Below are 20,755 nucleotides of genomic sequence, written 5' to 3' on the forward strand. Positions count from 1 at the left end.
CGCCTCCCCGGCCCCGGTGGGGTGTCGCCTATTCCTCGGCCCTGGTGGGGGGCGCCCGTTCGATGGCCTTGGGGGGCTTCGTCCGATCCCGGCCCCGGGAGGGGCGCTTCTCCGGCCGTGGGGGGCTTCGCCCATTCCTCGCCCCGGCGGGGTGTCGCTCGTTCCCCGGTCCCGAGGGGGCGCCCGTTCCTCGGTCCCGGAAGGCTTTGCCCGTTCCCCGTCCCTCGGTCCCGGAAGGCTTTGCCCGTTCCCCGTTCCCCGTCCCCCGGTCCCGGAGGTCTTCGCCCGTTCCCGGTCCCTCGGTCCCGGGAGGGGCGCGCGTTCCTCGGCCTGGGGGGCTTCCCTCGTCCCCCGGCCTCGGCAGTGGCGCTCGTTCCCGTTCCCGGAGGGCTTCGCCCGTTCCCCGGTCCGGAGGACTTTTGGTGGCTGTGGCCGAGTCCTTACGGATTCATGGAACCGAGTGCGGTGAAGTCGCCCGGTGTTCAACTGTCGTTCAGGCGTGGGCGGGACGGTGTGGCCGCAATGCCCTCGGCCACCCTCCACGGTCATCCTCCACCGTCACGGGAGACACCCATGTCGCTCACCCGCAGGGACTTCGCCGGTCGATCCGCGCTGACCGGCGCCGGTATCGTCCTGACCGGCAGTGTCGGCGCCCTCGCCACCGCTCCGAACGCCCTCGCGTCCACCGACACCGAGAGCGTGGGGGAGGACGGCAAGCCGACGGACCGGCACGGCGGAGTCGGCTACGGACCGCTGGTCCCCGACCCGAGGGGCCTGCTCGCGCTGCCTGCCGGATTCTCCTACCGCGTCATCACCTACAGCGGCCGTACCAAGCTGGACTCGGGTGAGTTCACGCCGTCCAACCACGACGGCACCTCCACCTTCGACGGGCCGCGCGGCGCCACCCTCCTTGTCAACAACCACGAGCTCAAGGGCCCCCGCGCCAGCTGGAAGTACCCGGTGCCGCTCACCGAGGGCCTGGTCTACGACCCGGCCGCGTCCGGCGGCTGCACGGTCGTCGAGGTGCGCCATGACAAGGTCGCCGAGTGGGTCGGCGTCGCGGGCACCTCCACCAACTGTGCGGGCGGCAACACCCCCTGGGGCACCTGGCTCACCTGCGAGGAGACCGAGGACAAGGCCGGCCAGAACGGCATGACCAAGGACCACGGCTACGTCTTCGAGGTCGACCCCGTCGACCGCCGCCGCAACCGGAACCCCAAGCCGATCAAGGCACTCGGCCGGTACGCCCACGAGGCCGTCGTCGTCGACCCCAAGCGTGGCCGCCTCTACCTCACCGAGGACGCCTCGGGCCCCAACGGCCTCCTCTACCGCTGGACGCCCCCGCAGGGCTTCGAACACGGCCACGGACAGCTCGCCACCCTCGCCGACGACGCCGGCGCCCTCCAGGCCTTCAAGTGCTTCGACTCCGGCGGCCGGTTCATCGACGACCTCTCCCGCGCCACCAAGACCGGCACGGTGTACGGCGTGGACTGGGTCGACGTCCCGGACCGTGACGCGAAGACCGTCTCCGTCCGCAAGCAGTTCACCGACGGCCAGGTCACCCGCGCCCGCAAGCTCGAAGGCATGTGGTGGGGCGACGGCGGCACGTACATCGTCTCCTCGTACGCCCGCGAGGAGAGCCCCGTCCAGCACGACGGCGCCGTCTGGTTCTACGACCCCAAGCGCCGCACCCTGACCCTCAAGGTCCTGCTCGGCGTGAACCCCGACCCGTCCAAGGACGGCGCCTTCGACGGCCCCGACAACATCACCGTCTCGCCCTACGGCGGCCTCGTCATCGCCGAGGACGGCGAGGGCGTCCAGCACCTCTTCGGTGCCACCGACAGCGGGCGTACCTACCCGATCGCCCGCAACGAACTGAACATCGGGACCGAAGCCGAGCCGGCCTACAGCGAGTTCACCGGCGTCACCTTCTCGCCCGACGGCAGGACCCTCTTCGCCAACATCCAGGAACCGGGCATCATGCTCGCCATCACAGGGCCCTGGAAGCGGCAGAAGCGATAGAACGGCGCGTCATTGTGCGGCGTGGAGCGCCCACTCCGTGCCTCCGTTGCGGATCGGTGGAGCGGCGCCCTCAGCGGAACCAGGGAGGACGGCAGCCCGGACTGGCGGCTACGCCAAGCCTTGGTCCTGCTGAGAGGGCAGCGAGAGTGCGTGCATGGCGTCGCGGGGCTGGGGGCACCTCCCCGGCCGAAGGCTGGGGGAGGGAATTTGACGACAGGGCCTAGGGGCCCCGGAAGCGGCAGAAGCGGTTGAACTCCTGCCGAATGCGCCGGAGATAAATTCGCTCGCCCGGCTCGCGGCCGCCCACTTAAAGTGATGCATGTCCAGGTGCGAAGGCAGGACCTACTTCCACTGATAATGGGGCGGCCGCGGGTTCGAGTCCCGCCACCGGCACAACGCGCCGGTGTAGCTCAGGGGTTAGAGCACCTACGTCGGTTCCGCCGGCCTTGAACTCTGGACACCACAACTTCATGCACCTCCCGGTGCGCGGGCTGCGGCTACTTCTCTTTCAAAGAATCCACGCCGCCGCCGACTTGACCTCGGGAGGCGCAGCTCATGGTGGGTGCCCGGTGCGCAGGCAGCGGATACTTCGGGACACGGTATGTTGCGGGTTCGAATCCCGTCATCGACTCCGGGTCGATGTGGCGGAACTGGTAGACGCGCCGGGTGAATAGGAACCGTCGCCGACTCCTGATCTCGGACACTCTCCATTTGCTGTGCCTCCCTCCGAAATACTCATGAATTCGGGGGAATTCACCATGGCACGCTTCAACACCCGTGCGGCGAAGGCACAGCCGACCTCTCGCGTGACGTCCACCGGCCGCGTGCTGCGCACCCACCAGGGCGGCCGCGGACAGGAGCGCGACGCGCGCTCCGAGCTCTTCCTGCTGGCGGTAGCGCACTTCCTCGCGGACACGTTCTACGAGACGCGTACCGACCGCGACGACCGGTTCGCCGCGCTCGTGCGCGAGCTCGCCGTCGCCGACCCCTCGTGGACGGCCGCCCTGCTCGGCTGGCTGCGCGGCGAGGGCAACCTGCGGACGGCCTCGCTCGTCGGCGCCGCCGAGTACGTGAAGGCACGCCTCGACGCGGGCGCGACCGACGGCCCGGCCAACCGCCAGGTCATCGCCTCCGTGCTGCGCCGCCCGGACGAGCCCGGCGAGCTGCTCGCCTACTGGACCTCCCGGTACGGCCGCAACGTGCCCAAGCCCGTCAAGCGGGGCATCGCCGACGCCGTACGCCGGCTCTACGGCGAGAAGTCGCTGCTGAAGTACGACACGGCGGGCAAGGGCTACCGCTTCGGTGACGTCCTCAACCTGGTGCACGCTGCGCCCGATCCGGCGAAGCCGTGGCAGGGCGACCTGTTCCAGTACGCCCTCGACCGGCGGCACCACCCGGACACGGCCGTGGTGCCCAAGTCGCTGCCCGTCGTGATGGCCCACCGCGACCTGATGGCGCTGCGGCCCGCCAAGCGGCGCAAGGTCGTGACCGGCGCGCACGGCGCGCGGCGCCTCGCGGACGCGGGGATGACCTGGGAGGCACTGGCCGGCTGGCTTCAGGGCCCGATGGACAAGGCGGCCTGGGAGGCCGTCATCCCGTCCATGGGCGTGATGGCGCTCGCACGGAATCTGCGGAACTTCGACGAGGCGGGGGTCAGTGACGAGGTGGCGGCTCAGGTCGCCGCCAGGATCAGTGACCCGGCGGAGGTGGCGCGCTCGCGGCAGTTCCCCTTCCGCTACCTCGCCGCGTACCAGCACGCGCCCTCGCTGCGCTGGTCGTACCCGCTGGAGCAGGCGCTCGGCCACTCGCTGGTGAACGTGCCCGCGTTGCCCGGACGCACTCTCGTGCTGGTCGACCGCTCCGGCTCGATGTTCTACTCGCGGCTGTCGGAGCGCTCGGAGCTCAACCGGGCCGACGCGGCGGCGATCTTCGGCACGGCGCTCGCGCTGCGGGCGGCGGACGCGGATCTCGTCGAGTTCGGCACCAGCAGCAACCGGGTGGAGTTCAAGAGGGGCGAGTCGGTACTGAAGGTGCTGGAGCGCTTCGGAGACCTCGGCGGCACCAACACGAGCGAGGCGGTGCGCGCGCACTACAGGAAGCACGACCGGGTGCTCATCGTCACCGACGAGCAGGCCACCTACAGCCACTACGGCGACCCGACCGAGCAGGTCCCGGCGCACGTCCCGGTCTACACCTGGAACCTGGCCGGTTACCGGGCGGGCCACGGCCCCTCCGGGAAGGCGAACAGGCACACCTTCGGGGGCCTTTCCGACGCGGCGTTCCGGATGGTTCCCCTGCTGGAGTCGGCGCGGGACGCCGACTGGCCGTGGGCCGGATAGCCGATCGCGCGTGAGTGCGGCCCGTACTTCGGTACGGGCCGCACTCTTGTGCGGAACAGTAACTGATATCTAACATTTCAGTTCATGGAGGCGATACGACCCGTGCGCCGGACCCTGCTGAGGGACCGCGCGTACGAAGCGATACGGGACGCCATCGTGGCCGGTGAGCTCGCACCGGGCGCGGTGGTGCGCGACGCCGGGCTCGCCGAGCTGCTCGGGCTGTCGCGGGCGCCGGTGCGCGAGGCCTTCTCCCGGCTGGTCGACGAGGGGCTGCTGGAGTCCAAGCCGCAGAGCTACACGCGGGTGACTCCCCTGGTGACCGCTGATGTAAGGGACGCGGCGGCCGTGGTCGGGGCCATGCACGGGCTGGCCGCGCGCACGGCGGTGCCCCGGCTCGAAGCGCCGCACATCGAGGTCATGCGCGAGGCCAACGTGCGCTTCGCGGACGCTGTTCGCGCCGGTGACGTGGACGCCGCCCTGATGGCCGACGACGAGTTGCACGGCGTACTGGTGCGGGTGAGCGGCAATCGTGCCGCCGCCGCCACCGTCGCCCGCTACACCCCGCTGATCCGCCGTTTGGAACGGCGCCGCTTCGGTGAGGGCGGCAACTGCCGTTCGGCGGGCCTGCACGACGAGCTGATCTACGCCTGTGCCGAACGGGACGTGGCCGCCGCCGTCCGCGTCACCGCGGAGATCTGGGGCGCGCTCGAAGACCTGGCCGATGTCGAACCCTGATGCGGGAGGACCCATGTCCCTTTCCTCGTACGAGCGTTACCCCCTGCTCTTCGGGCCCTCGCCCGTGCATCCGCTGGAGCGGCTGACGAAGCACCTCGGTGGAGCCTCGCTCTGGGCCAAGCGGGAGGACTGCAACTCCGGTGTCGCGTACGGCGGGAACAAGACCCGCAAGCTGGAGTACCTCGTCGCCGACGCGCTCGCCCAGGGCTGCGACACCCTCGTCTCGATCGGTGGTGTGCAGTCCAACCACACCCGCCAGGTCGCGGCCGTCGCCGCCCGCGCCGGACTCAAGTGCGTGCTTGTGCAGGAGAGTTGGGTGGAGTGGCCCGACTCCGTGTACGACAAGGTCGGCAACATCCTCATCAGCCGCCTCGCCGGGGCCGACGTACGACTCGTGCGGGCCGGGTTCGGGATCGGTTTCAAGGAGAGCTGGGAGCAGGCGCTGCGGGAGGTCGAGGAGGGCGGCGGCAAGCCGTACGCCATTCCGGCGGGGGCGTCGGACCATCCGCTGGGGGGCCTGGGTTTCGCCGGGTGGGCCTATGAAGTGGCCGAGCAGGAGGCGGAGTCGGGCGTCTTCTTCGACACCGTCGTGGTGTGCTCGGTGACCGGGTCGACCCAGGCGGGCATGGTCGCCGGGTTCGCGGCCCTGGAGGAGGCGGGCGGGCGGTCGCGGCGCGTCCTCGGGATCGACGCGTCGGCGGCGCCCGCCCGCACCCGGGAGCAGATCGCGCGGATCGCACACGGCACCGGGCAGCTCATCGGCGTACGGAAGGAGTTGACGGAGGCGGACGTCGAGCTGGACGAGCGGTACCACGCGGGCACGTACGGGATTCCGGACGAGGCCACGCTGGAGGCGATGCGGCTCGTGGCGCGCACCGAGGGGATGGTCACCGACCCCGTCTACGAGGGCAAGTCGATGGCCGGGATGGTGGATCTGGTGGCGCGGGGAGAGATCGGGCGGGAGTCCACCGTGCTCTATGCCCACCTGGGCGGACAGCCGGCGCTGAACGCGTACAGCGCGTTGTTCTAGGTGGTGGGTTTCTTCAGGTGGTGTGCTTCGGCCTGGTGTCGGTGATCACGAACGCCGACACCAGCAGGGCGGTCAGCGCGATCAGTGAGCCGATGCCGAACGCGCGGGCCGCACCCTCGGTGAGGACCTCGGACGGGGAGCCGTGCGCGTGCCGGGCCGCCGTGCCGAAGACGGTGACCAGGATGGAGAGGCCGAGGGTGCCGCCGAGCCACTGCAGGGTCTGCAGCAGGCCGGAGGCGGCGCCCGCCTCCCGTGGCTCGATGCCCGCGAGGATCGTCGCGTTGAGCGGCATGAAACTCAGGCCGACGCCCACGCCCATCAGCACCAGCGGGCCGAACAGGCCGGTGAGGTAGCCGTCGTCGGGTCGCAGCCGCCACAGCCACGCGGCCGCGACGACGAGCAGGGCCATACCGGTGAGAAGCACCGGCTTGGCGCCGAGCCGCGCGAGCAGCCGGGGCACGAAACGTACGACCGTGAACATCGCCAGGGTCATGGGCAGGAAGGCGAATCCCGCGCGGAGCGGGCTGTACCCCAGGACCTGCTGGCAGATCAGGGTGAGGAAGTAGAACGCGCCGAACATGCCCGCGGGCAGCAGCAGTACGCCCGCGTAGCCGCCCGCGCGGTTGCGGTTCGCGAACAGGTGCAGCGGCATGATCGGCTGGTCCGCGCGGGACTCGATCAACGTGAAGCCCACCAGCAGGGCCGCCGCCGAGCTGAAGCCCAGCAGCGCCTGGGTGTCGGTCCAGCCCTCCTCCGAGACCCGGATGAACGCGTACACCAGCGAGGTCATCCCGGCCGTGCCGGCGAGTGCCCCCGCCGCGTCGAACCGGCCCGCGTGGCGCGGGGTCTCGGTGACGAAGCGGGGCAGGGCGACGGCGACCGCGATGCCGATCGGTACGTTGATCAGCAGGGCCCAGCGCCAGGACGCCCAGGAGGTGAGCATGCCGCCGAGGACCAGGCCGATGGAGGCGCCGATGCCCGCCATCGACGCGTAGATGCCCAGGGCGTGGTGGCGGCGCGGGCCGTCGGGGAAGTTCGTGGTGATCAGCGCGAGGGTGCTGGGCGCGGTGAGGGCGGCGCCGACGCCCTGGAGGGCGCGGGCGGTGAGCAGCCAGGCGCTTTCGGTGGCGAGACCGCCGAGCAGGGAGGAGCCGGCGAAGAGCAGGACGCCGATGGTCAGGGTGCGGCGGCGGCCCGCGATGTCGCCGACCCGGCCGCCGAGGAGGAGCAGGCCGCCGAAGGTGAGGGTGTACGCGTTGAGCACCCAGGACAGGCCGGTCGGGCTGAAGTGCAGGTTCTTCTGGATGTCGGGCAGTGCGACATTGACGACGGTGGAGTCCACGCCGACCATCAGGTAGGCGGTGACGATGACGAACAGGACGGCGCCGAGCCTGGCGGGTTGGGGTGGTGCGGAGAGAGCGTCGGTGGTGGTACTGGTGGTGGACGGTGCGGACGGGGTAGACGAGGTGGACACGGTGTTCTCCCGGTCTGGTGTCCCCGGACGAAGGTGCACACGGGCAGCACGGACTGCCCGCGAAATAAGCGGGGACTGTCTCCGTTTAACCCTCGCTAAGATACGGAGAGGGTCCCCGGTTCGCAAGGAGTATCTGAATGACGCAGGTCAAGCCCATGCGCGCGGACGCTCGGCGCAACTATGAGCGGTTGCTGAAGGTGGCGGCCGAGGCGTTCGCCGAGCACGGGGAAGGCGCGTCGCTCGACGACATCGCCAAGCGGGCGGGCGTCGGGTCGGGCACGCTGTACCGCCACTTCCCCACGCGGCAGGCGCTGTTGGAGGCGGCTTACGTCGACCGGATCGAGGCGCTCGGGGCGCGGGCCGACGAGATCGCGAAGGAGCTGCCTCCGGGCGAGGCGCTGGCGGAGTGGCTCTACGAGCTGTGCGTCGGCACGATCCAGGTACGCGGGATGAAGGCCTTGTTGGGCTCGGCCGTCACGGACGGCAGCAAGGCCGCGCTCACGGCCTGTGGCACGTCCATGAAGGGGGCGGCGGCGCGGCTGGTCGAGGCGGCGCAGCGGGAGGGAACCCTGCGGCAGGACATCGAGCCGATCGAGGTCCTGAGGCTGGCCCACGGGGTTTCCACGGCCTCGGAGCTGGCGAACGGCCAGGGCAAGCAGATCCGCCGGTATCTCTCCCTGCTGACGGACGGGCTGCGGCCGTAGCGGCGGGGTGCTGTCCGGCGGTGTGTTGTCTGGTGCCGCGCCGTCCGGCTGTGGTGGGGCGGGGCCGTGCCGGTACGTCGAGCCCGTCGCCGCTGGATCGGACGTGGGCCGGGCAAGGGAGCCGCTGCTCGATCCGAACGTGAGCGACGGGCTTGCGACGTACCGCCACGGCCCCTTCGGAGGGTGGGCGGCCGCGGGTCAGAGGGACTGGGCCGCGGGCTTCACCATGCCGCGGACCGTACGCGACTTCACGAAGTCGCCCATCGCCGTCATCTCCCACTCGCCGGAGAACTGCTTGATCAGTTTCGCCATCATCACGCCCGTCTGCGGCTCGGCGCCGGTGAGGTCGAAGCGGACGAGTTCCTCGCCGGTCGAGGCGTCCAGGAGGCGGCAGTACGCCTTGGCGACCTCGGTGAACTTCTGGCCGGAGAAGGAGTTGACCGTGAAGACGAGGCCGGTCGCCTCCTGGGGGAGGCGGCCGAGGTCGACCACGATCACCTCGTCGTCACCGCCGCCCTCGCCCGTGAGGTTGTCGCCGGAGTGCTTGATCGCGCCGTTCAGGATGGACAGCTTGCCGAAGTAGCAGCTGTCGATGTGGTTGCGCTGCGGGCCGTAGGCGATGACCGAGGCGTCCAGGTCGATGTCCTTGCCGCGGAACGCGGGCTCCCAGCCGAGGCCCATCTTGACCTGGGAGAGGAACGGGCGGCCGCCCTTGACCAGGGACACCGTCTGGTTCTTCTGGAGGCTGACGCGGCCCTTGTCGAGGTTGATCTTTCCGGCGCCGATCGGCGGTGCGGCGGGCGGGGCCGGGGGTGCGGCGGGCGGTGCGGGAGTCACCGCGACCGGCGGGGCCGCAGGTGCCACCGGGGCCTGCACCGGCGGGGCGGGCGCGGCGACAGGGGCCGGCGCCGGGGCCGGTTCCTCCACCGAGACGCCGAAGTCCGTGGCGATGCCCGCGAGGCCGTTGGCGTATCCCTGGCCGACCGCGCGGGCCTTCCAGGCGCCGTTGCGCAGATAGATCTCCACGACCACCAGCGCCGTCTCGGTGCCGAGTTGCGGGGGCGTGAACGTGCCCAGGACGCTGTTGTCGTCCGCGTCGCGGATCGTGGCCGTCGGTTCGATGCCCTGGAAGGTCTGGCCCGCGGCGTCCGGGCTCGCGGTGACCACGATCTTCTCGATGCCCGGGGGGACGGCGCCGGTGTCGACGGTGATCGCGTCGGGGGCCGTACCGCCGCCCGAACGGTACGTCACGCCCGGTCCCGTCGGCTGGTTGTAGAAGATGAAGTCGTCGTCGGAGCGCACCTTGCCGTCGGCGGTGAGCAGCAGGCCCGATACGTCGAGCCGCACCGGGGCGGCGACGTCCACCGTCACGCGCGCGGCGGAGAGAGGGATGTTCGAGCCGGGGGTCATAGCTGTCATGCCTGGTGAACGAGCGAGACCATTTTGCCGTTCCCTTACCAAGCGGCCAATTGGCTGAACCCCGAGCCCCCGGCCCGAATCCCTCCGATTCCCTACGGAACCACCACGATCTTCCTGCCCACGCCCGCCGCGAACTGCTCCAACGCCTGCGGATACCGCTCCAGCTCGATCCGGTCGCTGATGAAGATCTCCGGGTCGAGCACGCCGTTCGCGAACAGCTCCGCCGCCCGCTCGAAGCTGTGCAGCACCGCCATCGAACCGGTGATGGTGATCTCCTGGTTGTAGATGCGGTACGGGTCGATCGTCACGCGGGTCGCGTAGTCGGCGACCCCGAACTGGAGGAACGTGCCCGCCTTCGCCACCCGGTCCAGGCCGTCCTGGATCGCCGCCGCGTTGCCGGTGGCGTCGACGACGACGTCCCAGCCCTGCGGCCGGTCCAGCTCGTCCGCGTTCGCCGCCGATCCCGAGACCCCGAGCAGGCGGGCCGTCTCCAGACGGGCCGGGTTCAGGTCCACCACGTCCACGCTCGCCGCGCCCGTGCGCTTGGCCAGCTCCAGCATCATCAGGCCCATCGTCCCGGAGCCGTAGATCAGGACATGGGCTCCCAGGCGGGACTGGAGCACGTCGTAGCCGCGCACCGCGCACGACAGCGGCTCCACGAGTGCGGCGTCCTGGGTGCGCACGTGCTCGGGCAGCTTCACGCAGTTCGCGACCGGGGCCACCGCGTACTGCGCGGCCCCGCCCGCCGTGGTCACACCGATGGCGGCCCAGCGTTCGCAGAGGTTGTTGTGGCCGGCGCGGCAGTAGCGGCACTCGTAGCAGTAGAGGGAGGGGTCCACCGCCACTCGGTCGCCGATCGAGATCTCCGTGACCTGCGTGCCCACCCCGACCACCTCGCCCGCGAACTCGTGCCCCGGCACGATCGGCAGCTTGGGCGCGAACTCGCCCTGGAGGATGTGCAGGTCCGTGCCGCACAGGCCGCAGGCGGCGACCTCGACGACGACCTCGCGGGGGCCCGGCGTCGGGTCCGGGACCTCGGTGACGACGGCGCGGCCCACGGACTCGATGACGGCGGCCTTCATTTGACGGCTCCCAAGGACAGGCCCTGGACCAGTTTGTCCTGGGCGGCGAACCCCGCGGCGAGCACCGGCAGGGAGATGACGAGCGACGCGGCGCACACCTTGGCCAGGAACAGGCCCTGGCTGGTGATGAAGCCGGTCAGGAAGACGGGGGCCGTCTCGGCGACCACACCGGTCAGCACACGGGCGAACAGCAGTTCGTTCCAGCTGAAGATGAAGCAGATCAGTGCCGTGGCCGCGATGCCGGGGAGGGCTATGGGGGCCACGACGCGGGCCAGGATCGTCGGCAGTTTCGCGCCGTCGATCTGGGCGGCCTCGATCACCGCCACCGGTACCTCGGCGAGGAACGACTGCATCATCCACACCGCGATCGGCAGGTTCATGGAGGTGTAGAGGATGACCAGGAGCCAGATGTTGTCCAGCATTCCGGTGTTCTTCGCGAAGAGGTAGATCGGGAGCAGCCCGGCCACGACCGGCAGCATCTTCGTCGACAGGAAGAAGAACAGGACGTCCGTCCACTTCCTCACCGGGCGGATGGACAGTGCGTACGCCGCCGGGAAGGCCAGCAGGAGGACGCAGAGGGTGGAGACCACCGAGGCCACTGTCGAGTTGATCAGCGCGGGCCAGGGGCTCGCCCCGCCGCCCGTGCCGAAGAAGTCGCGGTAGCCGTCGAGGGTGAGGGCGGCGCCGAAGGACGGCGGGTTGGTCGCCGCGTCCGACTCCGAGTGGAAGGACGTCAGGGCCATCCACGCGATGGGCAGGAAGAACAGCACACCGAGCAGCCAGGCCAACAGGCCCAGGCCCGTTCCCCGGGCACGCCGGGGTCGTACGCGGATCGTGGTGGCGCTCATGCGCGGGACACCTCCTCGCGGAACAGGGACGAGACCACGCGCAGCGCGAAGGTCGCGATGATGATCGAACCGATGACGACCAGGACGCCCGCGGCGGAGGCGAGGCCGTTCTCGTGGGCCTGGTAGAAGCTCTGGTAGACGGTGTAGGGGAGGTTCGCCGTCCCCAGGCCGCCGGACGTGAGGGTGAAGACCGCGTCGAAGTTCTGGACGATGTAGATCGAGCCCAGCAGGGCGCCCAGTTCGAGGTAGCGGCGCAGGTGGGGGAGGGTGAGGTAGCGGAAGACCTGCCAGTCGCTCGCGCCGTCCACCCGGGCGGCCTCGATCTGCTGGTGGTCACGGCTCTGCAGGCCGGCCAGGAGGATCAGCATCATGAACGGCGTCCACTGCCAGACCAGGGAGGCCTCGACCGCCAGGAGCGGAGTGCCCGAGATCCAGTCGGGCTGGGGGCCGCCCACGTAGTGCAGCAGCCCGTTGAGCAGGCCGTACTCCGGGTTGTAGAGCACGTGCTTCCAGAGCAGGGCCGCGGCGACCGGGACCACCAGGAAGGGGGCGATGAGGAGGGTTCTGACGATGCCCCGGCCGCGGAACCCGCGGTCCAGGAGCAGGGCCAGGCCCAGGCCGATGACCAGGCTGGCGACGACCACGGCCGCCGTCAGGAGGATCGTCGTCCAGACGGAGTGGCGCAGGTCGGGGTCGGTCAGGACGTCCGAGTAGTTGGAGAGGCCGGTGAAGTGGCGGGCCTTGGGGTAGAGCGCGTTCCAGTCGAAGAAGGAGATCACCAGCGTGGCCACGAAGGGGAGCTGGGTCACGGCGATCATGAAGATGAGGGCGGGGAGCAGCGGGGCGCGGGTGGCCCAGGCGCGCAGCCGGTTGGACGGCTTTCCCAGGGTGCGTACGGGAGTGGCGGCCACGGGGGCCGTTGTCGTGGCGGTCATCGTCCCTCGTACTCCTTGGAGATCTTCTCGGCGAGTTTCTGGGACTTCTTCAGGGCCGAGTCGACGGACTGGCGTCCGGCGATGGCCGCGCTGATCTCCTGCGAGACCTTGGTGCCGAGGTCGGTGAACTCGGGGATGCCGACGAACTGGATGCCGGGCGCGGGGCGCGGCTGCACCCCCGGGTCACGCGGCCGGGCGCCCTCGATGGCCTCGCGGGTCATCTCCTGGAAGGCGGCGGCCTCCTTGGTGTACGCGGGGTTCGTGTAGGTGGAGGCGCGCTTGCCGGCCGGCACGTTGGACCAGCCGATCGTGTCCCCGACCAGCTGCTCGTACTGCTTGCTGGAGGCCCAGGAGATGAACTTCCAGGCCTTGTCGGAGTTGTGGGAGGCCTTCTGCAGGCCCCAGGCCCAGGTGTAGAGCCAGCCGGAGGACTTGGTCTTCTCGACGGGCGCGGGTACGTAGCCGATCTTGCCCTTGACCGGGGAGTCGGACGCCTCCAGGGAGCCCGCCGCGGAGGTGGCGTCGTACCACATGGCCGTCTTGCCCTGGGTCATGTTGTTGAGGCACTCGGCGAAGCCCGACTGGGCGGCGCCGGACTCGCCGTGCCCCCGGACGAGGTCCACGTAGAACTTCGTCGCCTTCTCGAACTCGGGGGAGTCGAGACGGGCCTTCCAGTCCTTGTCGAACCAGGTGCCGCCGAAGGTGTTCACGACGGTGGTGAGGGGTGCCATGAGCTCGCCCCAGCCGGGCAGGCCGCGCAGACAGATGCCCTTCATGCCGGACCGGGCGCCGTCGGCCTCGGCGGCCAACTGCCCCACCTGCTCCCAGGTGGGGTGGGCGGGCATCGTCAGGCCCTTCTGGGCGAAGACGTCCTTGCGGTACATCAGGAAGGACGACTCGCCGTAGAACGGCTGCCCGTAGAGCTTGCCGTCGGCGGCCGTCAGGGACTGCCGCATGGGGGCGAGGATGTCCTGCTCGTCGTAGCCGCTGTCCTGGCGTACGTAGGAGTCCATGTCGTGCAGCCAGCCGTTGCGGGCGTAGATCGGTATCTCGTAGTTGGAGAGCGTGGCGACGTCGTACTGGCCGGCCTGGTTGGCGAAGTCCTGGCTGATCTTGTCGCGGACGTCGTTCTCCGGCAGCACGGTGAAGTTCACCTTGATGCCGGTGTCCTTGGTGAAGTGCGCCTTGGTGAGCTTCTGCAGCTCCACCATCTGCGGGTTGTTGACCATCAGGACGTTGATGGAGTCGCCGCCTGACCCCGACCCGCCCGCTCCGACCCAACAGCCGGAGAGCAGCGGGGCGAGCAGCGTCCCTGCGGCGGCCGCGGCGAGTGCGCGCGACCTCCGTCGGCTCTGGGTTCGCATGGATCGCTCCTGGACGTATAGGGAGATAAAGGGCGTTCTCAGGGGTGGGTGTGCCCTTGTAGTGGGTGAGTTGGGTTTTCAGACTCGGATGACCTGGGGGCCTTGCAAGGTGTAGCGGTGCGCCTCGGACGTCGGAAGCAGTGTGCTCGTGACGATCGTTTCCAGGGCGGTGATCTCCGCGAAGCGGCAGAAGCTGACCGCCCCGAACTTGGTGTGCACGCCCGCGAAGACCGTGCGCCGGGAGGCCCTGATCGCCTGGGCCTTGACCTCGCTGACCGCCGGGTCGGGGGTGGTGAGGCCGTGTTCGCGGGAGATGCCGTTGGCGCCGATGTACGCCAGGTCTATGACGAAACCGGCGAGCATCTTCGTCGTCCAGTGGTCCACGGTCGCGAGCGTGCCGGGGCGGACCCGGCCGCCGAGCAGCAGGACGCTGGTGTGGTCGGCCTCGGCGAGCGCGCCCGCCGTGGCCAGGGAGGCGGTGACCACGGTCAGGTGCCGGTCCTTGGGGAGTGCCTCGGCGATGAGCTGCGGGGTGAACCCCTCGTCGATGAACACGGTCTCGGCGTCCCCGAGCAGCTCGGCCGCGGCGCTCGCGATCCGGCGCTTCTCGGGCACATGGCTGGTGGCCCGGAAGGCGAGCGTCGTCTCGAACCCGGCGCTCTCCACGGGGTAGGCGCCGCCATGGGTGCGGCGGACCAGGCCGTGGTCCTCCAGGGCGCGCAGGTCACGCCGTACGGTCTCCTTGGCGACGCCCAGTTCGGCGGCGAGCGCGGTGACGTCGACGGCGCCGGTACGGCGGGCGGCCTTGACGATCTCCCGCTGACGTTCTTCCGCGGTCATGGCCGACACCTGCTCCCTGCGTCCTGTGCGTACTGCCCGTTCGGGCCCGGTGTGGGCCTTGGGGGAAGTTCTACAGCGGGTGCGCGGCACTGACCAGGCCTGTTGCGTGACCGATGATGCCCGGCTGTGACCGTTTGGCGTGGTGGGCGCCCGTGCCGGACCTGGGGCGGAGCGGTGGGCGGGGTGGGATCGGGCAGGGTTCGTGCCCGAACACGGCGGCGGGCGGGCCCGTTCGGTGCCCGCCCGCTCTTTCGCGCCCTCGTCGCACGGTCGTCTTCCGGCCGCCCGGTCGTCAGTGCGGCCAGCCGATCGTCATTACGCCGTCCGGTCGTCAGTACGGCCAGATCGGCGGGTGCGTCGTGAAGTGGCCGCCCAGGTGGGCGTGGTCCGGGTTGGCGGGGTCGAGCTCGCCCTGCTCGGCGATGAGCTTCTCGGCGTAGGGCTCGGAGTCGTCCCGCGGCTCATAGCCCAGCGCCCGGGCCGTCGAGAGGTCCCACCACAGCCGGGTGTTGGCGGAGGAGCCGTAGACGACCGTGTGCCGTACGTCCTCGGCGGTCAGCGCCGCGTGGAAGAGGCGGGCGCCGTCCTCGGGGCTCATCCAGACGGAGAGCATGCGCACGCTGGTGGGCTCCGCGAAGCAGGAGCCGATGCGGACCGAGACCGTCTCCAGGCCGTGCTTGTCCCAGTAGAACTGCGCCAGGTCCTCGCCGAAGGACTTGGAGAGCCCGTAGAAGGTGTCCGGGCGGCGCGGGGTGTCGATCGGGATCAGGGCGCCGTCGTCGAAGGGGGCCTCGCCCCGGGGGCGCGGGGTGAAGCCGACGGCGTGGTTGGAGGAGGCGAAGACGATGCGTCGTACGCCCTCCTCGCGCGCCGCCTCGTACAGGTTGTACGTCCCCTCGATGTTCGCCTTGAGGATCTTGTCGAAGGAGGCTTCCAGGGAGATGCCCGCGAGGTGGATGATCGCGTCGACGCCCCGCACGGCCTCGCGCAGCGCGGCCTTGTCCGCGAGGTCCGCGGTGAGCGCGTCCGGCTCGCCCTCGACGGGCAGCAGGTCGAGGAGGCGCAGCTCATAGCCGTAGTCCGGCAGCAGCCCCCGCATCAGGGTGCCGAGTCCGCCGGCGGCGCCGGTGAGCAGAACGGTGCGGGGAGCGGGCATGCGGGTGTCTCCTCACGGCCACGTGAGTGGCCGTATTCGTGTACGGCATTCACATCCATGGACACGCTAAGGAGCGCCGACCTGCTCCGTCAAGTGTCGCGCGAAGGTGGCGAATCCGCTGCTGTGTCGCGGGTGTGCGCGCTTGACCGGCCCCAAGGTCGCGCTTTAGCGTGGTGGCGTTCAGAAATATGGACATGGATCAGAAACATGCACCCGCTGTCGTGTGCGTGAGCACCTGCCCCAGGGAGAGTCCGTGACGTCAGCCCCCCTTGCCGCTCGGCTCAGCGTCCCCAGCGGGCCGCTGTTCTTCCCCGTCACGGCGTACGGCCCCGACGGTGCCCTCGATCTCGACACCTACCGCGCGCATGTGCGCCGCGGCGTCGAGGCGGGTGCCGCCGCCGTCTTCGCCTGCTGCGGCACCGGGGAGTTCCACGCGCTCACGCCCGAGGAGTTCCAGGAGTGCGTGCGGGCGGCCGCGGAGGAGACGGCCGGGCGGGTTCCGGTCGTCGCGGGCGCCGGATACGGGACCGCCCTCGCCGTACGGTTCGCACGCCTCGCCGAGGAGGCCGGGGCCGACGGGCTGCTCGCGATGCCGCCGTATCTGGTGGTGGCGGGGCAGGAGGGACTCCTGCGGCACTACCGGGAACTCGCCGCCGCCACCTCGCTGGACATGGTGGTCTACCAGCGCGACAACGCCGTGTTCACGCCCGAGACCGTGGTCGAACTCGCCCGCACCGAGGGGATCATCGGTTTCAAGGACGGGGTGGGCGACCTCGACCTGATGCAGCGGATCGTGAGCGCCGTGCGCAGCGAGGTCCCCGGCGACTTCCTGTACTTCAACGGGCTGCCGACCGCCGAGCTGACAGGGCTCGCGTACCGGGGCATCGGCATCACGCTCTACTCGTCGGCGGTCTTCTGCTTCGCACCCGAGATCGCTCTGGCGTTCCACGCGGCGCTGAACGCGGGCGACGACGAGACGGCGAACCGGCTGCTGGACGGCTTCTACCGCCCCTTCGTCGACCTGCGGGCCCAGGGCCGCGGCTACGCGGTCTCCCTGGTCAAGGCGGGGGTACGGCTGCGGGGGCTGGACGTGGGTGAGGTACGGCCGCCGCTGCACGAGCCGACCGAGGACCATGTGAAACAGCTCGCTCAGCTGATCGAGCGGGGGTATGCGCTGCTGGAGCCCCTCGAGGGGCCCGAGGGAGCGCTCGAGGGGTCTGACGCAGCGCTTGAGGGACCCGAGGGAGAAGGACGGCTGGGGGAGGGCGAGTGAAGGCGTCCGCTTTCGTCTATCCGTGGGACGTCGTAGGGGATCCGGGGGCGGCCGAGCGGATCGCCGGGCTCGGGGTGCGACAGGTGACGCTCGCCTCCGCGTACCACTCCACGCGCGCGCTGACCCCTCGCCACCACCGGCACCGGATCGTGACGGCCTCGCACGCCGCCGTCCTGTACCCCGTCGACGACGCGCGGTGGGAGGGGCGCGCGCTGCGGCCTTACGCCGCCGGGGAGTGGGCGCCGGGGGACGCGTACGGGGAGGCGGCCGCCGCGCTCGCGGAGGCCGGCCTTGACGTCCACACCTGGGTGGTCCTCGCGCACAACTCCCGGATGGGGGCCGAGCATCCGTCCACCTCCGTCGTCAACGCCTACGGGGACCGCTATGCGTGGGCGCCGTGCATCGCGCAGGCCGACACCCGGACGTACCTCGTCGACCTCGCGGTGGAGGCGGCGCCGCGGCCCGGGGCGCTGGGTACGGAGCTGGAGTCGCTCGGCTGGTACGGCCTCACGCATCTGCACGCCCACGACAAGATCGGCGGGGTGGGGCTCGGGGACGCCGGCCAGTACCTGATGTCGCTCTGCTTCTGCGCGGCCTGCCGGGAGGGGTACGGGGGATACGGGCTCGACGCGGATTTCCTGGCGTCGGCCGTCCGGGAGGCGCTGGAGCCGGTGTGGCGCGGGGACGTGCCGTCGGACGGCGGCTGGCCGGTGGTCGAGAAGCTGCTCGGGGGTGAGACGGCGGCCGCCACGCGCGCGTGGCGTGAGGGCGTGGCCCGTTCGCTCCAGGAGACGGCGGTCGCGGCGGTACGCGCGGCCGCGCCGGCCGGCTTCCAGGTGCTGCTGCACGCCGATCCCGTGTCGTACCACTGCGGGGCGAACGCCGGGGTCGATCCCGGGCACATTCTGTCCGTGGCGGACGGGGTGGTGGTGCCGTGCACGGGTGGGGTGGGCCCGCTCACGCCGTTCGCGGAACAGGGGCGGGACGCGGCCGTACTGGCCGCCAACTTCACGGTCGTGTCGGGGATGGGAGGCAGCCCGGGCACCTTGGCGGACGACGCGGCTCGGGCGGCTTCGGCGGGCGCGACCGAACTGCGGCTGTATCACGCGGGGTTGGCCTCGGACGGGGATCTGGACGCCGTACGGGCGGTGTTGACGGGCTCGGTCTGAGCCCGGACCCCGGGGCCCTATGAGCCTCGGGTCGTCCGGCGCTTGAGGAGTGGGCGCAGGGTCAGGAGGCGGGTCAGCCCGAGGGTCAGGAGCAGGGGCCGGTAGTCGACCAGTTCGATCAGGCCCGCGCCGACGGCCAGTCCGAGCGCGTTCGGGGCGTACATCAAGGTGTTCGCGGTGGCGGAGGTGCGGCCGAGGAGCGGGGCCGGAGTCTCGCGCTGGACGGCGGTGTACGCGGCGATCAGGACGCAGGGGAGACCGAAGCCGATCACCGCGCCGCAGACCAGGGCCACCGTGTCGGACGGGACCGCGCGCAGCGCGACCGCGACCGCCGTGAGGGCGATGCCGTACACGGCGAAGCGGCGCTCGCCCAGTCGGCGGAGCAGGGGACCCGAGACCAGGCCGGTCAGCACCGAGCCGACGCCTTGGGCGACGTAGAGGAGGCCGACGTACGCGGGGGAGTGGCCAAGACCCTCGGCGACGGCGTAGACCGTGGCGCCGTTGAGGCCGGCGAAGAGCATCGTCGTGGCGGCGGCCAGGATCAGTGGCCGGAGTTCCGGGTGATGCCGGATGTGGTGGATGCCCGCCGCGGTCCGGGCCCGCCAGGCCGAGGGGTCCGGGGCGGGCGGGGCCTCGCGGACCCGCAGCAGCGCGTACAGCCCGGCCGCGAGGGCGAACGTCACGGCGTCCAGGACGGCCACCCTCGCACCGCCGTACGCCGCGTACAGGCCCGCCCCGGTCAGCGGCGCCAGGAGCTTCACGCCCTCGCCCGCCGTCATGCGCAGGCCGTTGAAGTCGCCGAGGAGGCGCCTGTCGACGGCCGTGGCCACGAGCGCCGACTCCGCCGCGTCATGGACGACACCCGCCGCCCCGTAGATCAAAAGCACCGTGAACAGGATCCACAGGCGGTCCCGGGTGGTCACGGCGAAGAGCGTCGGCAGGAGCGCGGCCAGGGCCACGTTCACGGCGATCAGGAGCGGCCGGCGGCGGGTGCGGTCCGCGAGCACGCCGAGGACGGGACCGACGAGCGTGGGGGCCCAGAGGGCGAACACGCACAGGGCCGCCAGACCGTTCGAGCCCGTCAGGTCCTTGACCCAGATGCCCGACACCAGCCACATCGCCGACGAACCGAACCCGGAGACCACCACTCCGGCCAGGTACAACCCCGCGTTGCGGTCACCCAGAACACGCGTCACCGTCCATGTCATGGCAGCTGATCGTGGTGCTAAGGAGGGCGGTCGAGGATCGGGCATGTGCCCTATCCCCTCGGCCGGGAGCGATGAGTTCCGGGCGCGGTTTCGGTCTACTTCCGGAGCGGAGCCACAGAAGAGCCGAAGAGCCAAGAACCGAAGAGCCAAGAGCTGAAGAATCTGGGGAGCAGCGGATGACGGACGACCGGACTTTCGACATCTTCGACCTCGGGCCGCAGGCCCTGATCGTGGCGCGCCTCGCGGCGGGGATGACGCGGGAGCAGCTGGACCGCGACACGCCCTGTCCCGGGCTCGCGGTGCACAACATGCTCGGGCATGTGGGCGGACTGGCCGTCGCCTTCCGTGACGCCGGGCGCAAGGATCTGGGCGTCACGACCGACACCAGTCCCGGTTCAGTGGTGCCGGACATCGGGCCCGACTGGCGCGAGACCCTGCCGAAGGCCCTCGACGAGCTCGCCGAGGCCTGGCGCGAGCCGGCCGCGTGGACCGGCGAGACCCGTGCGGGCGGGGTGCCGCTGCCGGGTGCGGTCGCCGGGGCCGTGGCCGCCGACGAGCTGGTGGTGCACGGCTGGGACCTGGCCCGGGCCACCGGCCAGGAGTACGAGCCCGACGAGGTCGCGCTGCGGGCGGCGTACGGCTTCCTCGCCGCCGCGGCCGAGAACTCCGGCCCGGGCGGAGGTCTGTTCGGCCCCGTGGTGCCGGTGCCCGACGATGCGCCCCTCCTCGACCGCGTGATCGGCCTCAGCGGCCGCGACCCCGGCTGGAAGCCGTAGCCCGGCCTCGCCGGAGACCCGGGTACTGCTGAAGCGCGGTGCCGGGACGGGGGTGCCCGGCACCTTCGCCGAGTTGCAGATGCATATCCGGAAGGACCGTGCGCGATCTGATCGTGCCGAGATCGACACGCACGGGCTGCGGGCCGAGTGAGCCCGGGCTGGGCGTCGAGTGCGCACGGGCTGCGGGCCGAGTGTGAGGGGAGGGCTCTCGCGTTCCTCCGCGAGGCGGACCTCGACCGCATCGCGAAAGCGAATCGTGGATGACCGTCCGGCGGCCCGGACCTCCTCGGTCACTCCAACTTCTTTTGTCGGAAGCGTTGACGAAACACGACCGCGCTCCTACCTTCAACGCGTCGTACTTCGTACGTCATATATGAGACG

17 protein-coding genes and 1 tRNA gene are annotated in these 20,755 nt (G+C 70.8%); 9 read left to right on the forward strand and 9 right to left on the reverse strand.

What is annotated here, in order from left to right; genetic code table 11:
- Positions 1 to 573 precede the first annotated feature (573 nt).
- From ACIQTP_RS23090 to ACIQTP_RS23110, 5 genes are all read left to right on the forward strand, one after another.
- The gene (locus ACIQTP_RS23090; protein ID WP_403402397.1) at positions 574 to 2,022 is read left to right on the forward strand and encodes an alkaline phosphatase PhoX; all 1,449 of its coding nucleotides are present in this window, start codon (positions 574 to 576) and stop codon (positions 2,020 to 2,022) included.
- Between the two features lie 320 nt (positions 2,023 to 2,342).
- A tRNA-Ile gene (locus ACIQTP_RS23095) sits at positions 2,343 to 2,412 on the forward strand.
- Positions 2,413 to 2,780: 368 nt separating this feature from the next.
- Complete coding sequence (locus ACIQTP_RS23100; protein ID WP_403402399.1) at positions 2,781 to 4,361, forward strand: TROVE domain-containing protein; 1,581 nt, start codon at positions 2,781 to 2,783, stop codon at positions 4,359 to 4,361.
- A gap of 84 nt (positions 4,362 to 4,445) precedes the next feature.
- Positions 4,446 to 5,096: a GntR family transcriptional regulator gene (locus ACIQTP_RS23105; RefSeq protein ID WP_403402401.1), complete on the forward strand. Its 651-nt coding sequence runs from the start codon at positions 4,446 to 4,448 to the stop codon at positions 5,094 to 5,096.
- A gap of 13 nt (positions 5,097 to 5,109) precedes the next feature.
- Entirely contained in the window at positions 5,110 to 6,126 is a 1,017-nt protein-coding gene (locus tag ACIQTP_RS23110) for a 1-aminocyclopropane-1-carboxylate deaminase (protein WP_403402404.1), read from the forward strand.
- Between the two features lie 13 nt (positions 6,127 to 6,139).
- Here the strand turns inward: ACIQTP_RS23110 and ACIQTP_RS23115 are convergent, their stop codons facing one another.
- Positions 6,140 to 7,600, reverse strand: coding sequence for an MFS transporter (locus ACIQTP_RS23115; protein ID WP_403402406.1), 1,461 nt, complete (start codon positions 7,598 to 7,600; stop codon positions 6,140 to 6,142).
- A gap of 137 nt (positions 7,601 to 7,737) precedes the next feature.
- Here ACIQTP_RS23115 and ACIQTP_RS23120 point away from each other — a divergent pair, with 137 nt between their 5' ends.
- Positions 7,738 to 8,304, forward strand: a complete 567-nt coding sequence (locus ACIQTP_RS23120; RefSeq protein WP_402043143.1) for a TetR/AcrR family transcriptional regulator — start codon at positions 7,738 to 7,740, stop codon at positions 8,302 to 8,304.
- A 198-nt stretch (positions 8,305 to 8,502) separates the two neighbouring features.
- Here ACIQTP_RS23120 and ACIQTP_RS23125 read toward each other — a convergent pair whose 3' ends face one another.
- From ACIQTP_RS23125 to ACIQTP_RS23155, 7 genes are all read right to left on the reverse strand, one after another.
- Positions 8,503 to 9,714: a TerD family protein gene (locus ACIQTP_RS23125; RefSeq protein ID WP_403402755.1), complete on the reverse strand. Its 1,212-nt coding sequence runs from the start codon at positions 9,712 to 9,714 to the stop codon at positions 8,503 to 8,505.
- A gap of 101 nt (positions 9,715 to 9,815) precedes the next feature.
- Complete coding sequence (locus tag ACIQTP_RS23130; RefSeq protein WP_403402409.1) at positions 9,816 to 10,805, reverse strand: zinc-dependent alcohol dehydrogenase family protein; 990 nt, start codon at positions 10,803 to 10,805, stop codon at positions 9,816 to 9,818.
- A complete protein-coding gene (locus ACIQTP_RS23135) occupies positions 10,802 to 11,653 on the reverse strand; it encodes a carbohydrate ABC transporter permease (RefSeq protein WP_403402412.1) in 852 nt (283 codons plus the stop codon). The genes ACIQTP_RS23130 and ACIQTP_RS23135 overlap by 4 nt, the downstream gene beginning before the upstream one ends.
- Entirely contained in the window at positions 11,650 to 12,588 is a 939-nt protein-coding gene (locus ACIQTP_RS23140; RefSeq protein WP_403402415.1) for a carbohydrate ABC transporter permease, read from the reverse strand. Before ACIQTP_RS23140 ends, ACIQTP_RS23135 begins: the two co-directional genes overlap by 4 nt.
- The gene (locus ACIQTP_RS23145) at positions 12,585 to 13,952 is read right to left on the reverse strand and encodes an ABC transporter substrate-binding protein (RefSeq protein ID WP_403402418.1); all 1,368 of its coding nucleotides are present in this window, start codon (positions 13,950 to 13,952) and stop codon (positions 12,585 to 12,587) included. Before ACIQTP_RS23145 ends, ACIQTP_RS23140 begins: the two co-directional genes overlap by 4 nt.
- A gap of 78 nt (positions 13,953 to 14,030) precedes the next feature.
- A complete protein-coding gene (locus ACIQTP_RS23150; protein WP_403402421.1) occupies positions 14,031 to 14,792 on the reverse strand; it encodes a DeoR/GlpR family DNA-binding transcription regulator in 762 nt (253 codons plus the stop codon).
- 331 nt (positions 14,793 to 15,123) lie between these two features.
- A complete protein-coding gene (locus tag ACIQTP_RS23155) occupies positions 15,124 to 15,948 on the reverse strand; it encodes an NAD-dependent epimerase/dehydratase family protein (protein ID WP_403402423.1) in 825 nt (274 codons plus the stop codon).
- 253 nt (positions 15,949 to 16,201) lie between these two features.
- Between ACIQTP_RS23155 and ACIQTP_RS23160 the strand changes: the two genes are divergently transcribed.
- Together ACIQTP_RS23160 and ACIQTP_RS23165 are read left to right on the forward strand one after the other, a co-directional pair.
- Positions 16,202 to 17,221: a 5-dehydro-4-deoxyglucarate dehydratase gene (locus tag ACIQTP_RS23160; protein WP_403402426.1), complete on the forward strand. Its 1,020-nt coding sequence runs from the start codon at positions 16,202 to 16,204 to the stop codon at positions 17,219 to 17,221.
- Positions 17,218 to 18,390, forward strand: a complete 1,173-nt coding sequence (locus ACIQTP_RS23165; protein WP_403402429.1) for a hypothetical protein — start codon at positions 17,218 to 17,220, stop codon at positions 18,388 to 18,390. The genes ACIQTP_RS23160 and ACIQTP_RS23165 overlap by 4 nt, the downstream gene beginning before the upstream one ends.
- Before the next feature lie 17 nt (positions 18,391 to 18,407).
- On the opposite strand, the gene ACIQTP_RS23170 is transcribed toward ACIQTP_RS23165, so the two are convergent.
- Positions 18,408 to 19,598, reverse strand: a complete 1,191-nt coding sequence (locus ACIQTP_RS23170; RefSeq protein WP_403402431.1) for an MFS transporter — start codon at positions 19,596 to 19,598, stop codon at positions 18,408 to 18,410.
- 176 nt (positions 19,599 to 19,774) lie between these two features.
- Here ACIQTP_RS23170 and ACIQTP_RS23175 point away from each other — a divergent pair, with 176 nt between their 5' ends.
- A complete protein-coding gene (locus ACIQTP_RS23175; RefSeq protein WP_403402434.1) occupies positions 19,775 to 20,374 on the forward strand; it encodes a TIGR03086 family metal-binding protein in 600 nt (199 codons plus the stop codon).
- Positions 20,375 to 20,755 lie beyond the last annotated feature (381 nt).

It is taken from the genome of Streptomyces sp. NPDC090798 (genome assembly GCF_044768965.1).
In the GTDB taxonomy this organism is placed as follows: Bacteria; Actinomycetota; Actinomycetes; order Streptomycetales; family Streptomycetaceae; genus Streptomyces.